This window comes from Mycobacterium shigaense (assembly GCF_002356315.1).
GTDB lineage: Bacteria > Actinomycetota > Actinomycetes > Mycobacteriales > Mycobacteriaceae > Mycobacterium > Mycobacterium shigaense.
In genome coordinates, this window is record NZ_AP018164.1 from 3,830,486 (window position 1) to 3,853,451 (window position 22,966).

21 protein-coding genes and 2 pseudogenes are annotated in these 22,966 nt (G+C 66.3%); 8 read left to right on the forward strand and 15 right to left on the reverse strand.

The genetic code is table 11. The features are described from left to right. Positions 1–4: 4 nt before the first annotated feature. Complete coding sequence (locus tag MSG_RS17830) at positions 5–631, reverse strand: TetR/AcrR family transcriptional regulator (RefSeq protein WP_096441638.1); 627 nt, start codon at positions 629–631, stop codon at positions 5–7. Between the two features lie 254 nt (positions 632–885). Between MSG_RS17830 and MSG_RS25925 the strand changes: the two genes are divergently transcribed. After that, a complete protein-coding gene (locus MSG_RS25925; protein ID WP_096441640.1) occupies positions 886–2,127 on the forward strand; it encodes a PPE family protein in 1,242 nt (413 codons plus the stop codon). Positions 2,128–2,136: 9 nt separating this feature from the next. Here the strand turns inward: MSG_RS25925 and MSG_RS17840 are convergent, their stop codons facing one another. Beyond that, complete coding sequence (locus tag MSG_RS17840; protein ID WP_096444639.1) at positions 2,137–3,357, reverse strand: cytochrome P450; 1,221 nt, start codon at positions 3,355–3,357, stop codon at positions 2,137–2,139. Between the two features lie 11 nt (positions 3,358–3,368). Further along, complete coding sequence (locus MSG_RS17845) at positions 3,369–4,391, reverse strand: LLM class F420-dependent oxidoreductase (protein ID WP_096441642.1); 1,023 nt, start codon at positions 4,389–4,391, stop codon at positions 3,369–3,371. 141 nt (positions 4,392–4,532) lie between these two features. Here MSG_RS17845 and MSG_RS17850 point away from each other — a divergent pair, with 141 nt between their 5' ends. After that, a complete protein-coding gene (locus tag MSG_RS17850; RefSeq protein ID WP_096441644.1) occupies positions 4,533–6,029 on the forward strand; it encodes an acyl-CoA carboxylase subunit beta in 1,497 nt (498 codons plus the stop codon). Between the two features lie 11 nt (positions 6,030–6,040). Here the strand turns inward: MSG_RS17850 and MSG_RS17855 are convergent, their stop codons facing one another. The 4 genes from MSG_RS17855 to MSG_RS17870 are packed head-to-tail and all read right to left on the reverse strand — an operon-like array spanning position 6,041 to position 10,333. Continuing rightward, a complete protein-coding gene (locus MSG_RS17855; RefSeq protein WP_096441646.1) occupies positions 6,041–7,084 on the reverse strand; it encodes a TIGR03857 family LLM class F420-dependent oxidoreductase in 1,044 nt (347 codons plus the stop codon). Next, a complete protein-coding gene (locus MSG_RS17860) occupies positions 7,077–8,222 on the reverse strand; it encodes a PHB depolymerase family esterase (protein ID WP_096441648.1) in 1,146 nt (381 codons plus the stop codon). The genes MSG_RS17855 and MSG_RS17860 overlap by 8 nt, the downstream gene beginning before the upstream one ends. 30 nt (positions 8,223–8,252) lie before the next feature. Next, a complete protein-coding gene (locus tag MSG_RS17865) occupies positions 8,253–9,881 on the reverse strand; it encodes a flavin-containing monooxygenase (RefSeq protein WP_096441650.1) in 1,629 nt (542 codons plus the stop codon). Next, positions 9,878–10,333 (reverse strand): nuclear transport factor 2 family protein, encoded by a 456-nt coding sequence (locus MSG_RS17870; protein WP_096441652.1) that lies wholly within the window; start codon positions 10,331–10,333, stop codon positions 9,878–9,880. The genes MSG_RS17865 and MSG_RS17870 overlap by 4 nt, the downstream gene beginning before the upstream one ends. Positions 10,334–10,397: 64 nt before the next feature. On the opposite strand from MSG_RS17870, the pseudogene MSG_RS17875 reads away from it, so the two are divergent. From MSG_RS17875 to MSG_RS17895, 5 genes and pseudogenes are all read left to right on the forward strand, one after another. Next, a pseudogene (locus MSG_RS17875) lies at positions 10,398–10,646 on the forward strand (PaaI family thioesterase); the annotation flags it as partial. 18 nt (positions 10,647–10,664) lie between these two features. Then, entirely contained in the window at positions 10,665–12,332 is a 1,668-nt protein-coding gene (locus MSG_RS17880) for an acyl-CoA synthetase (RefSeq protein ID WP_096441654.1), read from the forward strand. Positions 12,333–12,459: 127 nt separating this feature from the next. Further along, positions 12,460–13,671 carry a cytochrome P450 gene (locus MSG_RS17885; protein ID WP_096441656.1) on the forward strand — a complete coding sequence of 404 codons (1,212 nt, stop codon included), beginning with the start codon at positions 12,460–12,462 and terminating at the stop codon, positions 13,669–13,671. A gap of 22 nt (positions 13,672–13,693) precedes the next feature. Further along, a complete protein-coding gene (locus MSG_RS17890) occupies positions 13,694–14,911 on the forward strand; it encodes a CaiB/BaiF CoA transferase family protein (RefSeq protein ID WP_096441658.1) in 1,218 nt (405 codons plus the stop codon). Between the two features lie 25 nt (positions 14,912–14,936). Further along, positions 14,937–15,272, forward strand: a pseudogene (locus MSG_RS17895) (thiolase family protein); the annotation flags it as partial. A gap of 28 nt (positions 15,273–15,300) precedes the next feature. On the opposite strand, the gene MSG_RS17900 reads toward MSG_RS17895, so the two are convergent. Next, a complete protein-coding gene (locus tag MSG_RS17900; protein WP_096441660.1) occupies positions 15,301–15,690 on the reverse strand; it encodes a carboxymuconolactone decarboxylase family protein in 390 nt (129 codons plus the stop codon). An 85-nt stretch (positions 15,691–15,775) separates the two neighbouring features. Here MSG_RS17900 and MSG_RS17905 point away from each other — a divergent pair, with 85 nt between their 5' ends. Further along, positions 15,776–16,189 carry a DUF302 domain-containing protein gene (locus MSG_RS17905; protein ID WP_096441662.1) on the forward strand — a complete coding sequence of 138 codons (414 nt, stop codon included), beginning with the start codon at positions 15,776–15,778 and terminating at the stop codon, positions 16,187–16,189. Here MSG_RS17905 and MSG_RS17910 read toward each other — a convergent pair. The 7 genes from MSG_RS17910 to MSG_RS17940 form a co-directional block, all read right to left on the reverse strand. After that, a complete protein-coding gene (locus MSG_RS17910; protein WP_142404499.1) occupies positions 16,177–16,443 on the reverse strand; it encodes a hypothetical protein in 267 nt (88 codons plus the stop codon). The two genes, MSG_RS17905 and MSG_RS17910, sit on opposite strands and share 13 nt — an antisense overlap. Before the next feature lie 197 nt (positions 16,444–16,640). Beyond that, complete coding sequence (locus MSG_RS17915) at positions 16,641–16,910, reverse strand: metal-sensitive transcriptional regulator (RefSeq protein ID WP_096441666.1); 270 nt, start codon at positions 16,908–16,910, stop codon at positions 16,641–16,643. Positions 16,911–16,998: 88 nt separating this feature from the next. After that, positions 16,999–18,192, reverse strand: a complete 1,194-nt coding sequence (locus MSG_RS17920; protein WP_096441668.1) for an acyl-CoA dehydrogenase family protein — start codon at positions 18,190–18,192, stop codon at positions 16,999–17,001. Between the two features lie 25 nt (positions 18,193–18,217). Further along, on the reverse strand, positions 18,218–19,276 hold the full coding sequence (locus MSG_RS17925) for an acyl-CoA dehydrogenase family protein (protein WP_096441670.1): 1,059 nt from the start codon (positions 19,274–19,276) through the stop codon (positions 18,218–18,220). Between the two features lie 2 nt (positions 19,277–19,278). After that, complete coding sequence (locus MSG_RS17930; protein WP_096441672.1) at positions 19,279–20,142, reverse strand: amidohydrolase family protein; 864 nt, start codon at positions 20,140–20,142, stop codon at positions 19,279–19,281. Next, a complete protein-coding gene (locus MSG_RS17935; protein WP_096441674.1) occupies positions 20,139–21,749 on the reverse strand; it encodes an acyl-CoA synthetase in 1,611 nt (536 codons plus the stop codon). Before MSG_RS17935 ends, MSG_RS17930 begins: the two co-directional genes overlap by 4 nt. A 10-nt stretch (positions 21,750–21,759) precedes the next feature. Continuing rightward, positions 21,760–22,962 (reverse strand): amidohydrolase family protein, encoded by a 1,203-nt coding sequence (locus MSG_RS17940; RefSeq protein WP_096441676.1) that lies wholly within the window; start codon positions 22,960–22,962, stop codon positions 21,760–21,762. Positions 22,963–22,966: the final 4 nt, after the last annotated feature.

The window sequence follows — 22,966 nt, forward strand, 5'->3', positions numbered from 1 at the left end:
CTCCCTAATCGCCCGAGACCGAAATCGATTCCAGCAGTGCGGTGATCAGTTGCGCGAGCAGGTCGGGGTTGATGCTTCCGGGGCGCAGCACCTCTTCCATCGCGACGCCCAGGTTGAGCGTGACGACGAGCTGGGCAATGTCGGCAAGCCGCCGATCCGACGGCACGGTGTCGGTCGATTCGACGATGTGCAGCGCCTGGTCGGCGGCCGCGCGGCGGCGCCCGATCAACCGCTCGCGCAGCTGCGGATCACGCTGGGCCCGCAGCCAGTACTCGACGAGCAGCACGTAGTAGTCGGAATGATCGCGAACCGAGTCGAGCACCGAGCGACTCACCTCGCGTGCGGCCGCGGCCGTGTCGCCGCCACTGCTGTCCAGCGCGATCGCGATCTGCTCGCCGCGAAGCTCGAACTCGCGGTCGACCAACGCCAGGAACAATTCGTCCTTCGACTCGAAGTTCGAGTAGACGGCGCCCTTGGTAAAGCCGGCGGCCTGACCGATGGCGTCGATGGTGGCGCCGGCAAACCCCTCGGCAGCGAATACCTTCGAGGCCGCATCCAAAATCCGGTCGCGAACCTCGCCCCGGGTGGGGCGGGTGCGATGGGGTTTCACCGGCGACATGCCCAGCAGCATACTCTACAGTATCGGTTAGATACTATTGGGTATCGAAGCTCACTGCCGTCGGGGCCGTCAGCGCAGCCTGTCCCAATGTGAGCACATCGATCGTGAGCATCGCTGCACCGCTTGGTATTTCGAGCACGGCTGGAACGAGAAGTTCAGAGTGCATTAATCAAGTGTTCAGCGCCACAAAGTGCGAGATGCTGGCTTTCTTTGTAATCTTTGCCAGATATTTCAAAACCCGGGGAATGGGGGCCTTAAGGAGAGACATGGATTTTGGGTTGCTGCCGCCTGAAGTCAACTCGGCGCGAATCTACGCGGGGCCGGGATCGGCACCTCTGCTGGCGGCCGCAGCCGGCTGGGACGCCGTCGCGGCCCAGCTGGAGTCCGCCGCCACCGGCAGCTCCTCGGAAATCTCAGGGCTGACCAGTCGGTGGTTCGGCCCCTCCTCCATGCGAATGGCGGCCGCAGCCGCCCGCCACCTGGCGTGGCTACAAAGCACCGCGGCCCAAGCCGCCCAAACCGCCGCCCAGGCCTACTCCGCCGCGGCCGCCTACGACGCGGCGTTCGCGATGACGGTGCCCCCACCGGTGATCGCGGCCAACCGAGCGCTACTGATGTCATTGATCGCGACCAATTTCTTTGGCCAGAACACCCACGCGATCGCCGCCACCGAGGCCCAGTACATGGCGATGTGGGTGCAAGACGCCGCCACCATGTACACCTATGCCGTCGACTCCGCTGCCGCGAGCACGCTGCAACCTTTCGATGAGCCCCAACAGACGACCAATGAGTCTGGGCAAACGGACCAAGCCAACGCCGTCGCCCGCGCCACCGCCCAAAACGGCAGCGGCCGTGCGCAATCGGTGATTCAACAACTCAGCTCGAACACCCAGCAGCTGACCTCAGCCCCTGACGGCGCCGACCCGCCGCTACCTTCCGGTAGCAGCGCCAACGTCGCACCCGGCGGCGCCACTATCCAGAATGACGTGACCGTCACCGTCGCCAACGGTGCCGTCGTCGACATCACAACGCCCCAGACCGGGCCGGAAATCCTGGCTGACACCAACCTCACCTACGTGGCCGGCGGCACGACCTACACCATCCCTCAAGGCCAAATAGTGTTGTTGGGCGAAGTTGGCGGTGTCGGCACTCCCGGCCAAATAACCAGCGGCACCTTCACGGTTGTGGCGCAGGTCCCGGGAGACGTCCTCACCATTCCCAGCGGCTCCATCACCGGTGCCACCGGCGGCGCTATGGTCACCGAAAACGCGGCCGGACTTGTGACCGCCATTAACAGCGGCTCCATCACTGCTGGCCCGGCCGTCGCCCCAGTTGCCCCCGCCTCCTCGTCGGGCGCGGTTGCCGCAGCACCGGCAGCGGCCGCACCGGGCCTGGCGGGGACTGCGGGAATTCAACCCCAGCTCGACGCGCCAGCGCTACTGGAATGGGCTCAGGGCCTGTCCGGCGCAGACGTCGCCGCGGCCGACCTGGCGGGAGCGGTGAGCTAACAACCCGACTCAGACCAGCGAGTAACGCACCGGCAGGTGCTTGAGGCCGCCCACGAACGTCGTCGCCATCAGTTCCGGATCACCGGTCAGCTCAATAGATCTGAGCCTCGGCAGCAGCTGGGAGAAGAAGCTGTTGACCTCCATGCGGGCCAGGGCCGCGCCCATGCAGAAGTGCACGCCGTAGCCGAAGGCCAGGTGCTTGTTCGGGTCGCGCCCGACGTCGAAGCGAAACGGGTCGGTGAAGACGTCCTCGTCGCGGTTGCCCGACACGTAGGACAGCAGCACCGAATCACCCGCGGCGATCGGCACGCCGCGCACGGTGGTGTCCTCGTTGGCGGTGCGCATGAATTCCTTGACAGGGGTGACCCAGCGAATCATCTCCTCGGTGGCCAACGGCATCAGGTCGAGGTTGTCACGCAAACGCCTCTGCTGGTCGGGGTTCTCGATAAGCACCTGCAGACCACCGGAGATCGTCGCACTGGTGGTGTCGTGCCCGGCGGTGGCCACGATCAGGTAGTAGGACACGGTGTCGATGTCCGACAGCGGTTCGCCGTCGACGCGGGCGTTGGCGATCGCCGACGCGAGGTCCTCGGTCGGGCGCTCGCGGCGCGCGGCGGTCACGTTGTTGAAGTAAGCGAACATGTCGAGCAGCGCCGGGATCTGATCCTCGTTCGAGCTACCCCGCTTGAATTCGGAGTCGTCGCTGCCGAACAGCTCCTGGGTGAGCTTGAGCATCAGGGGGAAGTCCGCCTCCGGGATGCCCAGCAGGGACATGATCACGTAGAGCGGGTAATTGACGGCCACCTGCTGGACGAAGTCACATTCCGGCCCAACGGCCAGCATCTTGTCCACATAGATCTTGGCCAGCTCGTCGACACGCATCTTCAACGCGCGCATAGCCTTTGGCCGGAACCAGTCGGAGCCGATCGCGCGCACCACCCGGTGTTGCGGGTCGTCCAGGTGGATCAGCGTGCGCACACCGATGTTGGCCGCCATCGCGTCGCCCTCCGCGGTCGCCAGGACCGGGCGCGGCCAGTTGGTGAACAACGCGTTGTCGCGCTCGATATCCATGATGTCGGCATGCTTGGTGATCGCCCAGAACGGGTTGTAGTTCGGCACCTCGACCCAGGAGACCGGCGCGCTGGCGCGCAGCTGAGTCAGCGCCGCATGCAGCCGCGTTTCGTCGGTGTACGCCAGCGGATCCGCCAGTACCCGGCCAGCATCGTCCATCGTCGTCGTGCTCACTGGCGAAACTCCTTCATTGCGGCGGTGATACAGGATTGCGAAGCGGTCATGAAGATCGGCAGGACGCGGTCGACCACACCCTCGCAGCGCTGCCGAAGCGCGCCGCCGACCTCGCCGGCCGGGCCGACGACCGCGAAGGTCGTGAGCATCTCGTCGTCGATGAGCGAGGCCATCGCGTCCCACTCCCCTTGCTTGGACAACCGGTTCAGCTCGTCGTGCAGATCGCCCCAGCCGTGCAGCTCGAGAACCTTGCGATAGGCGGGCGTCGACCCGTAGAAGGCGATCTGCTTGCGCACCGCGGCGATCGCGGTCTGCATCTCGGCGTCGCTGTGGCCGGTGGCCACCAGCACCTCGGCAGAGACCTCGACTTCGCCGCGCTGCCGGCCCGCGCGCTGCAGCCCGCGCAGCAGCGCCGGCGTGGTGACGTCGGTGATGTACCGCTTGGACACCATCGGGTGACCCAGGTGGCCGTCGGCGACCTCGCCGCACACCTCGGTCATCACCTCGCCGACCGCCGCGACGAACACCTTCGGCTTCGGGTAGGGCTGCGCTTCGGGCGTGAACATCGGCGTCATGATCTTGTGGGTGTAGAACTCGCCCTCGAAGCGAAGCTTGCTGCCGTCGCTCCACGCGTCCCAGATCGCGTGCAGCGCCGCGACGAACTCCCGCATCCGGCGTGCGGGATGACTCCACGGCATGCTGAACCGCTTCTCGATATGCGGCTGGATCTGGGTGCCCAGGCCGAGAATGAAGCGGCCCTTCGCGTACGCCTGCAGGTCCCAGGCGATGTTCGCGACGATCATCGGGTTGCGGGCGAACGCCACCGCGATGTTGGTGCCGACCTCGAGGCGCGTGGTGTGTTCGGCGGCCAGCAGCAGCGGCAGGAATGGGTCGTGACTGGTTTCGGGCGTCCAACCCCCGTCGTACCCCTGCTGTTCCAGCGCACCGGCCGCCGCAGCGGCGCGGGCCAGTTGATTGGGGATGCCCCCGTCGACCTTGAGGCGAGGGCCGTCAGCCATGCGGGTAACTTTACAGTAAGCAATCCAGTATGTGACCCTGCAGGTCTGGTGGTGATCGCAAGCGCGGCGCAGCCGGGCGCAGCGGGTCGCCACCATCGGACAGGGCGCGCCACTCAAACCCCGCGAAGGTAGGAATTAGGCATGACAAAACCCCCGGATTGGGAGCAGACGCTCGACGATCTCGACCGTCGACGTCGGCACGCGTGGGGAATGGGCGGTCCCGAGCGGCTCGACAAGCACCGCGGCAAGGGCAAGCTCGACGCCCGCGCCCGGATCGAGCAGCTCCTCGACCCGGGGACCTTCCGCGAAATCGGCACGCTCGTCGGCGGTGAGGTCGCCGCCGACGCGCTCATCGTCGGTTCCGGCCTGATCAACGGATCGCCGATAATGCTGGGCGCCGAGGACTTCACCACCATGGCCGGCAGCATCGGACCCGGCGGCAACTCCAAGCGCTACCGCATCGCCGAACTGGCGCTGCGCGACAAGGTTCCGTTGGTGATGCTGCTGGAAGGCGCCGGCTTTCGTCCCGGCGGCGGGCACTACGGCCGCTCCCCCACCGACCTGCTCGCCCAGGCCCAGTGCTCGGGCCGGGTGCCGACCGTGGCCGCGGTGCTCGGGCCGTCGGCCGGACACGGCGCGCTGGTGGCACCGGTGTGCGACTTCCGGATCATGAGCCAGCAGAGCGCGATCTTCACCGCCGGGCCGCCGGTCGTCAAAGAGTCCACCGGAGAAGACATTTCGAAGGAGGATCTCGGCGGACCCGGCACCGCGTTGCCCAGCGGGGTGATCCACAACGTCGCCGAGGACGACGCAGCGGTGATCGCCGACATCCGCCGCTACCTGTCCTACTTCCCGCCCAGCGCGTGGTCGTACCCGGCGTCGCTGCCCGCGGACGAGGACAGCGAACCGCGGCCGACACCGGAGCTGCTCGACATCGTCTCGCGCGACAATCGCCGCGTCTACGACATGCGCGCGGTGCTCGACGTGGTGTTCGACCGGCCGGACTGGTTCGAGGTCCAGCCGCAATACGGCAAGGCGATCATCTGCGCGCTGGCGCATCTCGGTGGCCACCCCGTCGCAGTCGTGGCGAATCAGCCCAACGTGCTGGCCGGCTCCATCGACGCCGACGCCGCGGACAAGGCGGCACACTTCATCCTGGTGGCCGACTCGTTCCATCTGCCGCTGATCTTCTTCGCCGACAATCCCGGCATGCTGCCCGGCAGCCGCTCCGAGCGCAGCGGGGTGCTGCGCGCCGGAGCGCGGATGTTCGCCGCGCAGACCGCGGCAACCACGGTCAAGCTGCACGTCACGCTGCGCAAGGCATACGGATTCGGCTCGATGGTCATGTCGCTGTTGGGTTTTGATCACCAGAGCGCGACCTTCGCCTACCCGGGCGCGACGATGGGCGCGATGAGCGCAGCGGCGTTGGGCCGGGCGACGCATGCCGGCGAGGACGTGACGGCGAAGTTGCGTGACGCCGAGCTGCAGGCGTCCTATCGGTCGGCCGAGCACCTGGGATTCGACGAACTCATCGACCCCCGTGAGACCCGCGACGCCCTGCTGGCCTCGCTGCTTCGTGGGCTGTCGGTGCGGCAGGCCGCCGCCGAGCCCGTGAGCCGGACCGTGATCCTGCCCTAGGGTGTTGCCCGCTACGCCGAGGCGCGGTACGCCGCGACCACGGGTTCGAGCTCGTCGGGCGTCGCGCCGTGCATGATCACCGCGTCGGCGCCATAGTCGAACTCCTTGCGGATCCGCTCGACGCAGTCCCGCGACGATCCGGTGGCCGACGGCTCCAGCCACTCGTCGGGGATCAGCGTCGCGATGTGTTCGATCTGCTCGGGCGTGGCCTTGTGGTCGATACCGCCGGCGATCGACGTAACGACCGCATCGTCGCGGAACCGTTGCAGCACAGCGGGATCCCAGTTGTTGGTCTGCACCATCAGGTCGCCGTACCCCTGCAGATAGGTGGCCAGGCGCGCGACGGTCTTCTTCAGCCGCAACTGCTCGGGCAGATGGTCGCCGACGGTGGCGAAACAGGACCACACCCGCACGCTGTCGGGGTCGCGGCCCGCCTTCTCCGCGGCGGACTTCACGGTTTTGACGCAGCGCTGCAACGTCTCCGGCGTGAAGTAGGTGTGCAGGATGACGTCGTCGAAGGCGCGACCCCCGAGCTCCAAGGTGTTGGACCCGAATGCCACCAGCGCCAGCCGGATGTCCTCGTCGAAGTCCGGGTCGAGGAACAAGATGGGGTATTTTCCCATCGGGCCGTCGTGATTGAAGATCAGCTCACCGTGGAAGAGCCGCCGCATCACCTGGGCCCAATCCTCCATCTGCGCGGTGGTGACCGCCGGGATGCCGAACGCCCCGTATATCGCCGCGATGCCGCGCCCGATGCCCAGCGTGAAGCGACCTCGCGACAACCGGTGCATGGTGGTCGCCCACGATCCGGTGATCAACGGGTGCCGGGTGTTGTGGTTGGTTGCGGCGGTGGCGATTTGCATGCGGTTGGTCACCGCGCACGCGGCGCCGACGAGGGAGGAGGCCTCCTTGACGTTCCAGCGCTCGGAGATGAACGCGGTGCCCAAACCCAGCTCCTCGCCGCGGCGGGCCTCGTCCATCAGCGCGGCCGGTCCCTCCCCGCCGGCCCCGGCCAGCAGGTAGTAACCCAATTCGTCGAGGACACGATCAGTCAATTCCGAACCCCTTGCTGCTGGTGGCCGCCGCCGAGCCCAGGAAGCGCTCGGTCACCCGTTGCACGCGGCGCGAGAAGATGTGGCCGACGTGGCTGCCGTCGTACCAGTACAGCTGGCAACCCCACCGCTCCTGCAGCGCATTCGCGGGTTCGCGCATAGCCATTCGGTCGTGCCACGCCCCGACGATGAGACGGCGCTCCGGCGGCGGTGCGGGGTCGACCGCCAGCGGATCGATCACCGACGTCAGCTGCGCGACCACCGGCGACTCCAGCAGCACGCGGAACCCTTCGCGGGCGGAGCCCCAGCGCGACAGGTGCCGCGCGATCATGCCGTTGAGTCCCAGGATCGGGGTGTACAGCCCTACCGCGTCGACCTGACGCTCCAGATGCGAAACTAGCGCTGCCACCGGGGTTCCCATCGAAATCCCCGACACCACAACCGCGGTGGCCTGCGGCTGAATCCACCGCACCACGGCGCGCACCTCCGACACCGAGCGCATCATGCCCGCGACGTTGCCCAGCGGATCCATGTCCGGATAGGCCGGCCATTCGCGACGACGGACGCCGTGGCCCGGCTGCACCGGCATCGCGACATTGAACCCCAGCTTGTGGTGGATACGGCCGATCCGCGACAGCACCAGGTCCTCGGTCCCGCCCTGCCCCGCGCCGTGCACCCAGACCAGCCACGGCCGGGGGCGGTCGGTGTGCCGGCACACGTGCACCACCGCCCGGGCTGGGCCACCGAGGCCCTCGGCCGCGAGCGTCTCGGGCAGCGCCGGGTCGTGCTCGAACGTCATCCGCTCGAACGCAAGCCCGCCGACCCGCCGCCGCTGGAGCGCGCTCGCCCGCAGCGGGACGGGGTCGGCATGGGCGCCGTCGATGCCCAGCCGCGACAGCTCCTCGGCCGCCGGCTCGCACTCACTGGGCGGGCGCAGATGGTCGCTCAGGTTGCCGCCCAGCAGCGAAAAGCCGCTCAGGGCAAGCTCGTCCAGCATGACCTCGCCGAACTGGCGCACCCCGCGCAACGACGCCGGGACCCAGCCGGTCGATTCGTTGAGGCCGGCCACCGTGCGCGGGACCACCATGCCCAGTTCGCGGGTGATGTCCAAGGACCGCCTCGCCAGCGAGATTCCCGCCATGCCGCTCACCTTAATCTCTCCGGGAACCAGCTACGCCAGCTTGAATCCGGCGTATCCGCCGGCCGCGATCTCGTCGCAGCGCCGGCGATATTCGGGAATGCCACCGGTATAGCCCATGTACATCCGCTTCTTGCCGGGCACGTTGCCGCCGTTGTACCACGAGTTGCAGGACGGGTGCACCAGCACCGTCGGCGCCACCAGCGAGGTGGCGTGGTCGATCCACTCCTGCTGTGCGGTGGCCAGTGCCTCGATTGTCCGAATCCCGTTGTCGCGCAGGTGCGCTATGCAGTCGCTGATCCACTCGACGTGTTGTTCGAGGGCGGCGACGAAGTTCGTCGCGGCGCTCGGGCTGCCCGGGCCCTGGATGGTGAACAGGTTCGGGAACCCCGCGACCGCCAGTCCCAGGTACGAGAAGGGGCCCTCGCCGGACCAGAACTCACCCAGCGATAGCCCGTCGCGGCCGCGAATATCGATGCGGGACAGCGCGCCAGTCATCGCGTCGAACCCGGTGGCGTAGACGATGACGTCCAGCTCGTAGGAACCGCCGTCGGTGCGGATGCCGGTCGGCGTCACCTCGCGGATCGGTGTCTTGCGCAGGTCGACGAGCGTGACGTTGTCGCGGTTGAACGTCTCGAAGTACCCCTGGTCGATGATCGGGCGCTTGCAGCCGAAAGGATGCACGGGCACCAAGGATGCCGCGGTGTCGGGGTCCTTAACGATGCGGGCCACCGCCTCGCCGTAGAGCTTGGCGGCCAGCTGATTGGCCTCGATGTCGAATAAGATGTCGCCCCAGTTGAGCGCGCCCAACACGCCGTGCTCGGAGATGGCGCGCAGCTGCTCTTCGCGCGTCGCCGACTTCAGCGGCGGCTTGGTGAGCATCTCGAGCAGCACCGAGAACGCGCTGAGGCGCGCCGCCCCGATGGGGTGCTCTCGCTGCGCGGCCCGGATTTCGTCGTAGCGGGCCTTCATCTGGTCCAGCTCACCGGCCTCGAACCGGTGCACCCGCCACGGCAGGGTGTAGGCCGGTGAGCGCTGAAACACGCAGAGCTGCAGGACTTCCCGGGCAACGATGGGGATCAGCTGGATGCCGGTCGATCCGGTTCCGATGACGCCGACCCGTTGCCCGGTGAGGTCGAAACCCTCCTTCGGCCAGCGGCTGGTGTACAGCGAGGTGCCCGTGAAGGTGTCCATCCCGGCGATGTCGGGTTCCAGCGGCGCCGACAGGATGCCGGTCGCGGCGACGACGAACGGCGCCACATACGACTCGCCGGATTCGGTACGCACCACCCACACGGCGGCTTCCTCGTCGAAGCTCATCGCGACGACCTTGGTGTCGAACGCGATGTCGCGGCGCAGGTCCAGCCGGTCGGCCACGAAATTCAGGTAGGCCTCAATCTCGGGCTGGGCGGGCATCGACTCCGTCCACACCCAGTCCTGCTGAATCTCTTCGGAGAAACTGTAGGAATACTCGATGCTCTCGATGTCGCATCGTGCTCCCGGGTAGCGATTGAACAACCATGTGCCGCCCACATTTTCGGCCGCCTCCAGCACCCGGACCTGGATGCCGAGCTGTCGCAGCCGGTGCAGCATGTAGAGACCGGAGAACCCGGCGCCGATCACCACCGCGTCGTAACGCGTGGCCTCGCCGTCAACCGTCACGCGCCACCACTCATCCGCAGCACCGTTCGGGTCAGGTGCAGGGTCTTGATCCGCCAGGAACCGTCCTGCTTTTCGTAGCTCTCGTGGTAGTGGCCGGCGCCGTGCAGCTGGCCACCGTCCACGAAGAAGAGCATGTCCTCCATCGCCCAGATCCCGGTCGCGGTGGTGGGAGAGGTGAGCGTCAGTTCCGGGGTGTGGCAGTGGTGCACCGTGGCCACGCCCTGCAGCCCGCCGAGCACCGTCGGCGCGAAGTTGTCGACGCCCTCGATCGGTGGGGCCGTCTGGGGGTCAGCGCCCCCGACCCCCACCGCCATGTCCAACGTGACCACCACGTCGGGGGTGAACACGTCGCGCCAGGCAGCGAGGTCTTTGGTGTCCAGAAAGCGGCAATAACGCGCCTTCAGCTGCCGAAGCGCCTCCAGCTCATCAGCCTGCGAGGCGACCTGACTCATATGGCTCCTTGCCGTGCGTGCGAAGACTCCGCTGAAATCTATACTGTAACGGGCTTAGTATCAGCCAAACTACTACGGAGGGCTGTTCGGCATGGTGGTGTCCACCTCGGGCATCCGCCCGACCCGCACCGCCTACCTGCACGTGGACTACCGCAAGATCACCCCGATCGAGGAGCCGCTGACGGCGCAGGGCCACATCTCCAGTGTCGACGGCCGGAAAGTTTTCATTGACGCTACTATGACAACTGCCGATGGAAGCGTGCTCAGCGAGGCCAACGGCCTGATGGTTCATTTGCTACCGCACCAGCCGTGAGAGGGACCTGATAAAGACATGCCAAAGACCGCAACGCAATTCACGGTCCCCGCCGTCACGAGGGCCGTCGCGGCCGCCGTCGGCGACCGTGACCTCCTGATCCAGGGCGACCGGCGCTTGAGCTATGCGCAGGCGCTCGAGCGTTCGAGCGCGCTGGCCGCGTATCTGCACTCCCGCGGGCTGGGCTGCCACACCGAGCGCGCCGGCCTCGCCGGCCACGAGGCGGGCCAGGACCTGCTCGGCCTGTATGCCTACAACGGCAACGAATTCGTCGAGGCGCTGCTCGGCGCCTTCCAGGCGCGGGTCGCCCCGTTCAACGTCAACTTCCGCTACATCAAGGCCGAGCTCGCCTACCTGCTCAAGGATTCGGGCGCGACCGCACTGCTCTACCACGCCGCGTTCGCCCCCCGGGTGGCCGAAGTGCTGCCCGAGCTGCCGCAGCTGCGTGTCCTGATTCAGATCGCCGATGATTCTGGCAACGAACTGCTTTATGGTGCAATAGATTACGAGGATGCAATCGCGCAAGGCGCACGGCTGGCCGCGCCGCAGGTGCAGCATTCACCCGACGACTTATACGTCCTGTACACAGGTGGCACCACGGGCATGCCCAAGGGCGTGTTGTGGCGCCAGCACGACATCTTCATGACGTCCTTCGGTGGCCGTAATTTGATGACCGGCGAGCCCTTCGGCTCGGTCGAGGAGATCGTGGCGGGGCTAGCGCCGGGGCCCGGCACCAAGTTGATGATCTTGCCGCCGCTGATCCACGGTGCGGCCCAGTGGAGCGTCATGACGGCGATCACCACGGGGCAATCCGTCGTCTTCCCCTCGGTCGTAGACCATTTGGATGCCGAGGACGTCGTGCGCACCATCGAACGCGAGAGGGTCTCGGTGGTGACTGTGGTGGGCGACGCAATGGCCCGGCCGCTGGTCACCGCCATCGAGAAGGGCCTCAAAAACGGGACAGCCGACGTGTCATCCTTGGCCGTGGTGGCCAACGGCGGCGCCTTGCTCACCCCGTTCGTCAAGCAACGCCTGATCGAGGTGCTGCCGAACGCCATCGTCGTCGATGGCGTCGGGTCGTCAGAGACCGGCGCGCAAATGCATCACATGTCGACGTCGGGCGCGGTGTCGACGGGCACCTTCAACGCCGGGCCCGACACGTTCGTGGTGTCGGAGGATTTGACCACGCTGCTGCCGCCGGGCCACGAAGGCATCGGCTGGCTGGCGCAGCGGGGTTATGTTCCGTTGGGCTACAAGGGCGACGCGGCCAAGACGGCCAAGACTTTCCCCGTCATCGACGGAGTGCGTTATGCGGTGCCCGGCGACCGGGCGCGCCACCATGAAGGCGGCCACATCGAATTGCTGGGCCGCGATTCGGTGACTATCAACTCCGGCGGGGAGAAGATCTTCGCCGAGGAGGTCGAGACCGCGATCGCGTCGCATCCGGCGGTGGCCGACGTGGTGGTCACGGGCCGGCCGAGCGAGCGCTGGGGCCAGGAAGTCGTCGCCGTGGTCGCGCTGGCACAGGGGGCCAACGCCGAGGCCGGCGAGCTGGTCGCGCACGCCGCGAACTCGTTGGCCCGCTACAAACTTCCCAAGGCGGTGGTGTTCCGTCCCGTCATCGAGCGCAGCCCGTCGGGCAAGGCCGATTACCGATGGGCGCGCGAGCAGGCGGTGAATGGCTGACTCCTGAAGGGCCGGCACATTGGCCGATCGCGCCGAAGCCCTGCCGATATTGCCTACTGTAAGAATTACAGTAGGATCTTACGCAGAGGACTCCCGCTCGGGCTGACATCGACATCCTGGAGATCAGGTGACGACCCACGTTCACGAGGCCGCCGGCACCGGCAACCAAACGGTCGACCAGCGCGACCCTTATCCCTACTTCGCGCGCAAACGCCACGAGTCGTCCGGCGTCTTCTGCGGCACGGTCATGGACTATTCCCAGACTCCCGAGTCGATGATGCCCAAGCGCGAATACTCCGCGGTGTCGTTCGACGCGGTCAACACGGTGTTGCGCGACGGCCGGGTCTACAGTTCCGCGCCCTACGACAAGACCATCGGCCTGTTCATGGGTCCGACCATCCTGGCGATGGAGGGCAAGAAGCACCGCGAACACCGCAACCTGGTGTCGGCGGCGTTCAGGTCCAAGGCGCTGGCCCGGTGGGAACCGAAGATCGTGCAGCCGATCTGCAATGAGCTGATCGACGAATTCATCGATACGGGCGAAACCGACCTGGTCCGCAACTTCACCTTCGAATTCCCCACCCGTGTCATCGCCCGGCTGCTGGGACTGCCGGACGAAGACGTCCCGATGTTCCGCAAGCGCGCCGTGCAATTGATCAGCTACCACGTCGACTACGGGCGGGCCTTCGAGGCGTCGGCGGCGCTCAAGGACTATTTCCAGGACCAGATCGACAGGCGCAAGTCCAAGCCCACCGAGGACATCATCGGTGACCTGGTCACCGCCGAGATCGACGGTGAAAAGCTCACCGACGAAGCGATCTACTCCTTCCTGCGCCTGTTGCTGCCCGCCGGACTGGAGACCACCTACCGATCCTCGGGAAACCTGCCGTATCTGTTGCTGACCCATCCCGAGCAGTTCGCCGCCGTGCAGGCAGATCCCGGCCTGATTCCCCAGGCCATCGAGGAAGGCTTGCGCTTCGAGACACCGCTAACCACCGTGCAGCGGTTCACCACGGAAGACGTTGAGCTGGAAAGGCTTACGATCCCGGCGCGCGCCGTGATCGGGGTGTGCATCGGCTCGGCGAACCGGGACGAAAAGCGCTGGGAGCGTCCCGAAGAGTTCGACATCTTCCGCAAGGCCATACCGCACATCTCCTTCGCCGCGGGCGAGCACACCTGCTTGGGTCTGCACCTGTCCCGGCTGGAGACGCGCGTCGCGATCGGCTGCCTGCTCGGCCGGTTGACCAACTTCGACCTGCGCACCGACGACGATCCGCACATCCACGGGCAGCCGTTCCGTTCGCCGACCGTTCTTCCGGTCACCTTCGACGCCAAGTAGGGTCCGGAAAATGGTCAAGGTAATGGCGGGCTTTCGGGTCCTCGAGGTTGCGCAGTTCACGTTCGTCCCGGCCGCGGGAGCCATCCTCGCCGACTGGGGCGCCGACGTGATCAAGGTCGAACACCCGCTGCGCGGCGACACCCAGCGCGGATTCCTCAACATGGGCGGCATCCAGGTCGACCCCGAGCGGCATCCGCTCATGGAGCATCCCAATCGGGGCAAACGCAGCGTCGGCATCGACATCACCACGCCGGGCGGCCAGGAGGTGATCTACGAACTGGCCAAGAACTCCGACGTGTTCCTCACCAATTACCTGCCGTCGGTTCGGCAGAAGAACAAAATCGATGTCGAGCACATTCGCGCGGTGAATCCCGACATCGTCTTTGCGCGCGGCAGCGCCTACGGCGACAAGGGCGCCGAGCGCGACATCGGCGGTTACGACGGCACGGCGTTCTGGACCCGCAGCGGCATCGGGTACGCGCTGACCCCGGAGGAGCTGGGTGGTGCACTAGGACAAGGCATTCCGGCTTTCGGAGACTCCGTCGGCGGCATGTTCATCGCCGGCGGCATCTCGGCCGCATTGCTGCATCGCGAACGCACCGGCGAGGCCGTCGAGCTCGATGTGTCGTTGCTCAGCACCGCGTGGTGGGCCGCGGGCGCGAGCATGACCCAAGGCATGGAGACGGGCGAAGTGATGCGCGCGTTCATGCCCGGCTCCGCCGCCGCGATGTCGGTGAACCCCTTCATGGGCAACTACCTGACCTCCGACGGCGGCACGATCAACCTGTGCATCATCAGCCCGACGGGCCTGATCCGCGACACCTTCGAGCACCTCGGCATCCCGGAGACCGCCGATGATCCCCGCTTCTCAGAGGTACTCCCGCTGATACAGAATGCGAGCGAGGCCGCCGAGCTGATCGCAAAGGCGTTCGCCGCCAAGCCTTTTGAGTACTGGCGCCGGCATTTGAAGACCATGAAGGGTCAGTGGGCGCCTTTCCAGAGCCTGATCGACCTGGCCTCCGACGAGCAGGCCATCGCGAACGACATGATAGCCGAGGTCGAACTCGCCAGCGGCGGTGCGCCTTTCAAGGTCGTGCGCGGGCCAGTCCAATTCAACCACGAGCCGCTGCACACCACCCGTGCGCCGCAGGCCTCCGAACACACCGAGCTTGTCCTGATGGAGAACGGGATGGACTGGGACCGCATCGAGGAGCTCAAAAACGCCGGGGCCATCGCTTGACCGACGCTTACGAAGGGAACCGCGGATGACGAACGAGGTCGCCATCATCGGGGTGGGCTTGCACCCGTTCGGCCGTTTCGAGGGCAAGTCGGCGATGCAGATGGGCGTCGACGCCATCCTCGCCGCGGTCGCCGACGCCGGAGTGGCATGGCAGGACGTCGAGTTCGCCTCCGGCGGCAGCTGGACGGTGGCCAATCCGGACGCGATCGTCGGCATCGTTGGCCTTACCGGCATCCCGTTCACCAACGTGTTCAACGCGTGCGCGACGGCGGCTAGCGCCATCAAGGCGTGCGCCGACGGGATCCGGCTGGGCGACTACGACATCGGCATCGTCATCGGGCTGGACAAGCATCCGCGCGGGGGCACCGCCGCGGCCACCGTGCTGACACCTAGCCGGACGTCGGGCCGGTCAGGGCGCGGTTGGCACGGGCGCTGTCGGCGAACTCGCAGAACGCGTCATACGCACGAGCGCCATAGATCGTGGCCGGCCCACCGTGCATGACGATGCTTACCCCGATGGCCTCGGCGGCCTCCTCCTTGGACGCGCCCGCCCGCACCGCTCCTTGGGCGTGGGATGCGATGCAGCCGTCGCATCCGGCGACGACGCCGATCGCCATCGCGATGAGCTCCTTGACCTTTTTGTCCAACGCGCCCGAGTTCAGCGCGCCGTTGCTCATCTCCGCGAAGCCCCGATACACATCCGGGATCATTTTGCGCAGTGCCCGATGCTGCGGGCCTAGATCGTCGAGTACCTGGTGGTAGTGGTTGCCTTCACTCATAACCGGTATGATACCCATACGGGTATGGGTATCATGTTGAGGGCATACGCACCGGCGTGCACACCATCTCAGAAGGGAGACAGCCATGACCATTGGGCTGACCGCCAAGCTGGACACCACATTCGAGGATGCGGTGGAACGGGCCACCCAGGCGTTAGCGGATCAGGGATTTGGCGTCCTCACCAGGATCGATGTCAAGGCCACCCTGAAGCAAAAGCTCGGCGAGGACATAGAGGACTACCTGATCCTGGGCGCGTGCAATCCGACGCTGGCGCACAGAGCACTCGATGCGGACCGCCAGATCGGTCAGTTGTTGCCCTGCAACGTCGTGGTGCGCGCCGATCCGAGCGGGCATGGCGGGGCTGTGCTGGTCGAGGCGATGGATCCGCAGATCATGAGCAAAGTCATTGACCAGCCGCGGCTTCGGCCGGTCGCCGACGAAGCGGCGGCCAAACTGCGGGCCGCGATGCAAGCATTGGCCGACACTCAGGGTGCGTGATCCATCGGGCCCATCGGACCCATGTCGCCGGGTCGCATCATGCCGTTGCTCATCATGGGGCAGGTAGCCGCCCTGCCGCCGCCGGGCCAGTCCGACCCGCCGCCGTGTCGCCATCCGAAGCCGTCCGAGGACCGGCCCAAGATGACGCCGGAAAAGAAGATCACCGCGACCACGAACACGACTCCGGCGACGATACCGACCCAGGCCGCCGCTTGACCGAGCCGACTTGTCTCGGGTTCTGATACGTCAGACATGTCTGCACGATGCAGCACCCAGACAGCCCGGCGGTAGAGTCCATCGGCCCTAGAGCACAACGCAGAGCGATCGCCGGTTTCGCCAAGGTGACCTACGCATCAGCTTTTTCGAACACCCTGCGCTACCACCGGTAGCAGATACCATACGGGGTATAGCATTTAGTCGCTTGACTACGTCGACGCACGGAAGCGGGGCGTTACGCCAGCGCGAGAAAGAGCTTCTCCAGTTCCTCTTCGGTCAGGGGCTTCTTTCCCTTGGCCCCCTTTCCGGTCGAACATTCGCGCATGCCGGTGGCGACAATCTTGAATCCGGCGCGATCGAGTGCGCGCGAGACGGCGGCAAGCTGGGTTACCACGTCCTTGCAGTCGCGGCCCTGCTCGATCATCGAGATCACGCCGGCCAGCTGCCCCTGCGCGCGCCTCAGTCGATTCAGCACTGCGGCGATGCTGTCCTCGTCACCAACCATCGAAATCCCCTTGCTCGTTGCGCACCATAATAGCCGCTATTCCCCCGGGGGTATCCGGATGCCGCCCGAGTGTGCACTCAACGCCGGTTCAGGAGATCTTCGCCGCCGGCGGCGCGTACGCGGGCTTGCCCAAGCCGAGCACGTGCTGGGCGATCATATTGCGGAAGACCTCTAGGGTGCCGCCATAGATTCCGACCAGCGGGGCAAAGCGGTAGACGTACTCGGCGCTGCCGTCGTCGGCCGCGCCCTCGGCCCCGAACGGCAACGCGGCCGCCGCCCCGTGCAGGTCCATCAAGTCCGGGGAGACATCCCGCATGGTTTGGGCAATGGCGACGCGCCCGAAGATGCTCGACGCGCTCAACGCGGCTTCGATCCGCGCGAAGCTGCGCCCCAGGCGATACGCCACCGACGCGTCGTCGATCAGCCGGTGCCCGCCTCCGTCCGGTTGGGTCAGCCGCACGACCACCTTGTCGACCGCCGTGGCCATGAAGCCGGCCTGGTGCATCATGATCGAGTTGTCCTGCAGCCCGTCGGGTGCGGCCGCCACGGCGCCGTGCTCGACGTTGAGCGGCTCGCGCAACACCGTCCAGCCGCCATTGACGTCACCGAGCCGATACTTGTCGTCGACTCGGACGTCGCTGTAGTAGACGATGTTGGTGCGGTCGCCGTCGATGGTGCGAATACCCTGGATCTCGACGCCAGGCGAATCCAGCGGAACCAGGAACATGGTGAGGCTCTTGTGTTTTCGCGCCTCTGGGTCGGTGTTGGTGATCAGGAAGACGTATTGGCAGTTGTGCGCGCCGGTGGTGAACATCTTCGAGCCGTTGATCACCCAGCCGTCGCCGTCGCGCACCGCGCGCGTCTTGCAGGTGGCGATGTCGGATCCGCCCTCGGGTTCGGTGTAGCCCAGGCACAATCGCACGTGGCCACTGAAGACCTTCGGCAGCACCTCCGCGACCAGCTCGGGCTTGCCGAACTTTTCCACCGATCGCGCCACCATCGCAGTGGTGCCCCAGGTCACCCATGGCACATGCGCGCGGCGCTTTTCCAGCTCCCAGATGCGGCGCTGCACGCGGCTAAACCCGCCGTCGGAGGCCGGCTTCCATTCCTTTTCCAGATAGCCGGCGGCGCCGAGGGCCAGATGCACGCCCTCGTCGAAGTTGTCGCCGGTCTCGCGGTCCCGGCGGATAACCTCGTCGGTGACGTGCGCGGCCAGAAAGCTCCGCGCCTCGTCGAGAAAGGCCCTTTCCTCGTCGGCAAGCTCGACGTGAGAAAAATCCATCGGTTGGCTCCTGTCGCTGAGGTGTCTAGGCTCGAACGGCGGCGCTCTCGCGGGCGGTGACGATTTCGGCGACCCGGGTCGCGGTGGCGCCGGGATCGCCGGCGGCCAGCGGCCAGCCCCGGGCGCGCACCAGGTATGCGGTGGCCGCCGCTTCCGACGAAACACCAAGCCCGCCTTGGATGTGGACGGCCATCGTGGCGGCCTTCGCGGCCTCTTCGGCCATGAACACGAACGCCGACGGCGCCAGCTCCGCGCGTTCGTCGGGCTCGTTGTCCAGGAACCATGCGGCGCGGCGCGCCAGGTTACGCCCCCCGGCAACGGTGATGGCCATGTTCGCCAGCGGGTGCGAGATGCCCTGCAACGTCGAAATCGGCACCCCCAGCGTGTAGCGGGACTTGGCGAACTCGGCCGCGATCGTCATGGTCTCCTCGACCAGGCCGACCAGAGCCGCGGCGGTCAGCAATCGCCATTCATCAAGCGCGCGTTGATATCTCGTCAGTGCGTCGGCCCCGCTGGCTACCACCGTCCGGGTATCGGCGGCACCCGGGTCGACCCACGCCATCGGCAGCCGACCGATGTTGTCGACCTTGGCTGGACGGGTGCCAAACGTCAGCCGAACGATGTCGTTCCCGTCGCGAACGATGATGTGGTCGGCGATCGATCCGGTGGGAATCAGCCGGGCGCCCGCCACGCTGTCGATCCGCGCATCCAGGGCGGCGAGCTGGTCCCCGTTGACGATGCCCGCGGTGTCGTCGTCCAGCGCGCCCAGACCGGCCAGCAGCCGGGCCGCGCAGACGTGGTCGATCCACGGAACCGGGGCCAACGACCGGCCGATCTCCTCGGCCACCAAAGTGAGGTCGACCAGCGTCGCGCCGTCGCCGCCGCACGACTCCGGTGCCGCCATGGTCGTGGCGCCCATCGCGCACAGCCGCTCCCACAGGTCCTTGTCGAAGCCCGAAGCCTCTGCGGCACGGACGGTTTCGATTAGGCAGTGGGTTTTGAAGAACTGCTTGTAGACAGTCTGCAAGTCCCCGTGGTGTTCGGACAGGCTGTAATCGATCCGGCGCAGTTCGTAGCGGTCCATCGTCAGTGCTCCTCGTGGAGGGTTTTCAGGAGTCCTAGGTCAGGCTGGCCGAAGAAGAATGCCTCTGCATTGTTATAGAGGTAGTTGTCCAACACCTCGGCGGGAAGGTCGAGTGCGCGGGCTTCTGGGAGCACGCGGCGCATCCGCAGGACCGGCCAGTCCGAGGCGTAGATCACCTTGTCGGAGCCCCGGGTCCGCATATAGTGCAGCAGGCTTTCGGGCAGCCGCTTGGGCGACCACGCCGAGGTCATCAGGCGCAGGTTTTCGTACTTCAGCAGCAGCCGGATCGCGACGTCCCACCACGGCTCGGCGCCGTGGATCATGCACAGTTTCAGTTCGGGAAAGCGCACGCAGACCCGGTCCAGGTGGATCGGGTTTTGCACCTCCCCGGGGATCGGTGGTCCCGGGAGGCCGGTGTTGATGCACAGCGGCAGGCCCAGTTCCGCGCATTTGGCATAGAGCGGGTAGTACACTGCATCGCTCGGCGGATATTGACCGTCGCCCCAGAAGCTGGGTCCCACTACGGCATAGGCCACCGGCAACTCGGCCTGGACGGCGGACAATTCGCGCAGCGGCCGCACCGGGCGCAGCAGGTCGATCCCGCCCATCGCCAGGGCGAACCGATCGGGCTTGGCGTCGACGAATTTTCGCGCGGTCGTCGATGGGGTGGTCAGGTTGTCCATCAGGATTGCCTTGTGTACCCCTTGGGAGTCCATCTCGTCGAGCAACTCCGACAGCTCCACCGGCTCGAACATCGATTTCGGGCCCTTGAAGTAGTCGTCGCGGACCTTGATCATCCAGGTCGGCTGGGAGCCGGTCTCGCCGAAGTGCACATTGATCAGGCAATCGATCGCTTTGTCGCTCATACCGGAATCTCCTGCAGCGCGGCCTGTTTGGCCCAGCGGTAATTCGGCTTGCCGTTGCCGAGGCGCCGCACCTGATCGACGAACAAGATGACCTTGGGCGCCTTAAAGTGGGCCAGCTCGGCTTTGCACAGTGCGAGCAGCTCGGCTTCCTCGACGCCACCGGCGCCCGGCTGCAGTGCGACCAACGCGACGACTTCCTGGCCCCATCGGTCACTGGGCCGGCCCACCACCAACGCGTCGGCGACGCCGGGGTGCGTGCGCAACACCTCTTCGACCTCTTCGACGAAAACCTTTTCACCGCCGGTGTTCACCACCAGAGAATCGCGCCCGTAGAGGCGCAGGGTGCCGTCTTCGTCGATGCTTGCCCGGTCGCCGGGGATCACGATCCGCAAGCCGTCGACTTCCGGGAAGGTGATCAGCGTGGCATCGGCATCACCGAAGTAGCCCAACGGGATTCGGCCGCTGCGGGCCACCCAGCCGATCTCGGGATCACCGGGTGCCAAGAACCTGCTGCGGTCCTCCGAGACCACCGCTCCGCCCTCGCGGAGCTGGAACGTCTGGCTCTGTGCGCCGCCCCGGCTGTGCCCGAAGCCCATGTTCCCGGATTCCGACGACCCGTACCCGTCGATGATCGTCACGTGCGGCAGCTTTTCCATCAGCGCGCGCTTGAATTTGGGATTCGTTGCGGCCCCGCCGGTTCCGATTGCGTTGAGCGACGACAGGTCGTAGCGGCTTCGTTGCAGCTCGGCGGCCAACGGGCCGGCGTAGGCGTCGCCCACCATGGTCATCATGCCGACTCTTTCGCGCTCGGCGGTCTGCCACACCGAACGCACATCGAGTTTGCCCCGGCCGTCGTAGAGCACCGCCGTGAATCCGTTCATGATCGCCGAGAAGGCGGTCCACATGCCGGCGGCATGCATCAGCGGCGAGACCGCGAACCAGGATTGCCCGCCGCCACGTACCTTGGCGTGGATCTCGCCGACGCTGGCGTGGTCGGCGCCGACCATCGACGCCACGTACATGTCGCTTTGCCGCCACAACACGCCCTTGGGGCGCCCGGTGGTGCCGCCGGTGCAAATCATGATCAGGTCGTCGGGTGAACCGGGCGCCGGGTTGCCCGAACCTCCCTGCCCCAGCGCATCATCCAGCGATATCGCGCCCGGCAGCTCTGCGGCGCCGCTGCCGTCGTCGATCGAGATCAGCAGCTCGGCGCGCAGCACCTCGGTGAACCTCGCGCCGAGCGAGCGGTGATAGATGATGCCCCGGGGCCGCACGTAGGAAAGCAGATCGGCGATCTCTCGGGGCGAGTAGCTGTAGTTCACGTTGACCGGCACGGTCCGCGCCTTGAGACAGCCGATCACCGCGTCCGGGTACAGGTCGTTGTACATGATCAACGCGACCCGGTCCTGACCGCACTCCCAGCGGTTCAGCGCCTCCCGCTCGCGGTGTGCCCCGAAGCCATTGGCGTTCAAAAAGTTCGCCAACCGGCTGGTCCGGTCCGCCGACTCGGCGAAGGTGCTGCGGCGGGGTCCGCAGACGGTCATCTCGCGGTCGCCGATGACGTCGGCGATGGCGTCCAAAACCGACCCGACGGTCCATTCGCTCACGCGCGGCTGCCTACGCCGCCACGGTGGCTTTGACGCCGAGCAGATCCAGCGCGTTGTCGCGCATGATCTTTCGGACGTCGGACTCGCTGAACGCCGCGAGTTCCTCGGCGAACGACAGCGGCGACTCGAGGCCTTCGCCGTGCGGCCAGTCGGAGCCGAACAGGATCTTGTCGACGCCGATAACCTCGACGAGTTCCGACAGGTCATCCTCGTAGTAGGGGGCGATCCACACGTTGTTGCGCAGCTGCTCCACCGGGTCCTCGGGGAAATCGCGCGGTTGGGTGTTGGCCGCCTTCTTCAGGCGCTTGATCAGCCGGTGCACGAAGTACGAACCATTTTCGATGCTGACGGCCTTCAGTTTCGGGTGGCGGGTGAACACGCCATGCACGATCATCGAGGCCATCGTGTCGTGGATCGCGCGGTCGTCGAGCAGGACGTTGTCCAGCGGGTCCTTGGCGCCGAACCCCTCGAACGTCGACTTGCCGCCCCAAGCCGCCGCGATGTGCAGGTACCCGCTGTCGGACAGGTGAAAGCCCACAGGCACCCCCGCTTCGGCGAGACTGGCCCAGACCAGGTCGTGGCTGCGATCGCCCAGCGAGCGCGGCTTCACCGCACCCGGGACCGGAGCCGGCCGCACCAAGACCAGCTTGGCGCCGCGGGCCAGCACGAAATCCACCTCGGCGAGAGCCTTGGCCGGATCGGCCAGCGAGATGATCGGGGCGGAGATGATCCGGTGGTCCGGGCGGTCGAAGCCCCAGTCCTCGTCGAGCCACTGATTGAACGCGTGCACCGATGCCATCGTCGCGTCGATGTCGTGCTTGAGCGCCTCCTCGACACCGCACCCGAACGTCGGCAGCATGAACACCGTCTCGATGTCCTGGGTGTCCAGCACCGCAACGCGGGCATCGCGGTTCTGGTATTCCGGATGCTCGGCCAGCCGCTCGACCTTCATCAGCGACGCCGGGTCGACGCCCTCGGGAATCTGGCCGCGGAACAACAGGTCCAGGCAGCCCGGCACGATGATCGGGTCGAAGGTGGGATTGGGAACGAAGTGATTGACCCGGCCCCCGATCACGGCCAGGGTGCGCTTGCCCTGCGTGACCATCTGCACGCCGCGGCTCTTGAACTCCTTGTCCAGGTGGCGGGTGAAGGCGTCCAAGGGTTCGTAATAGTGGTTGTCGACGTCAATCGCCATGTAGCTCAGGCCATTCATGATG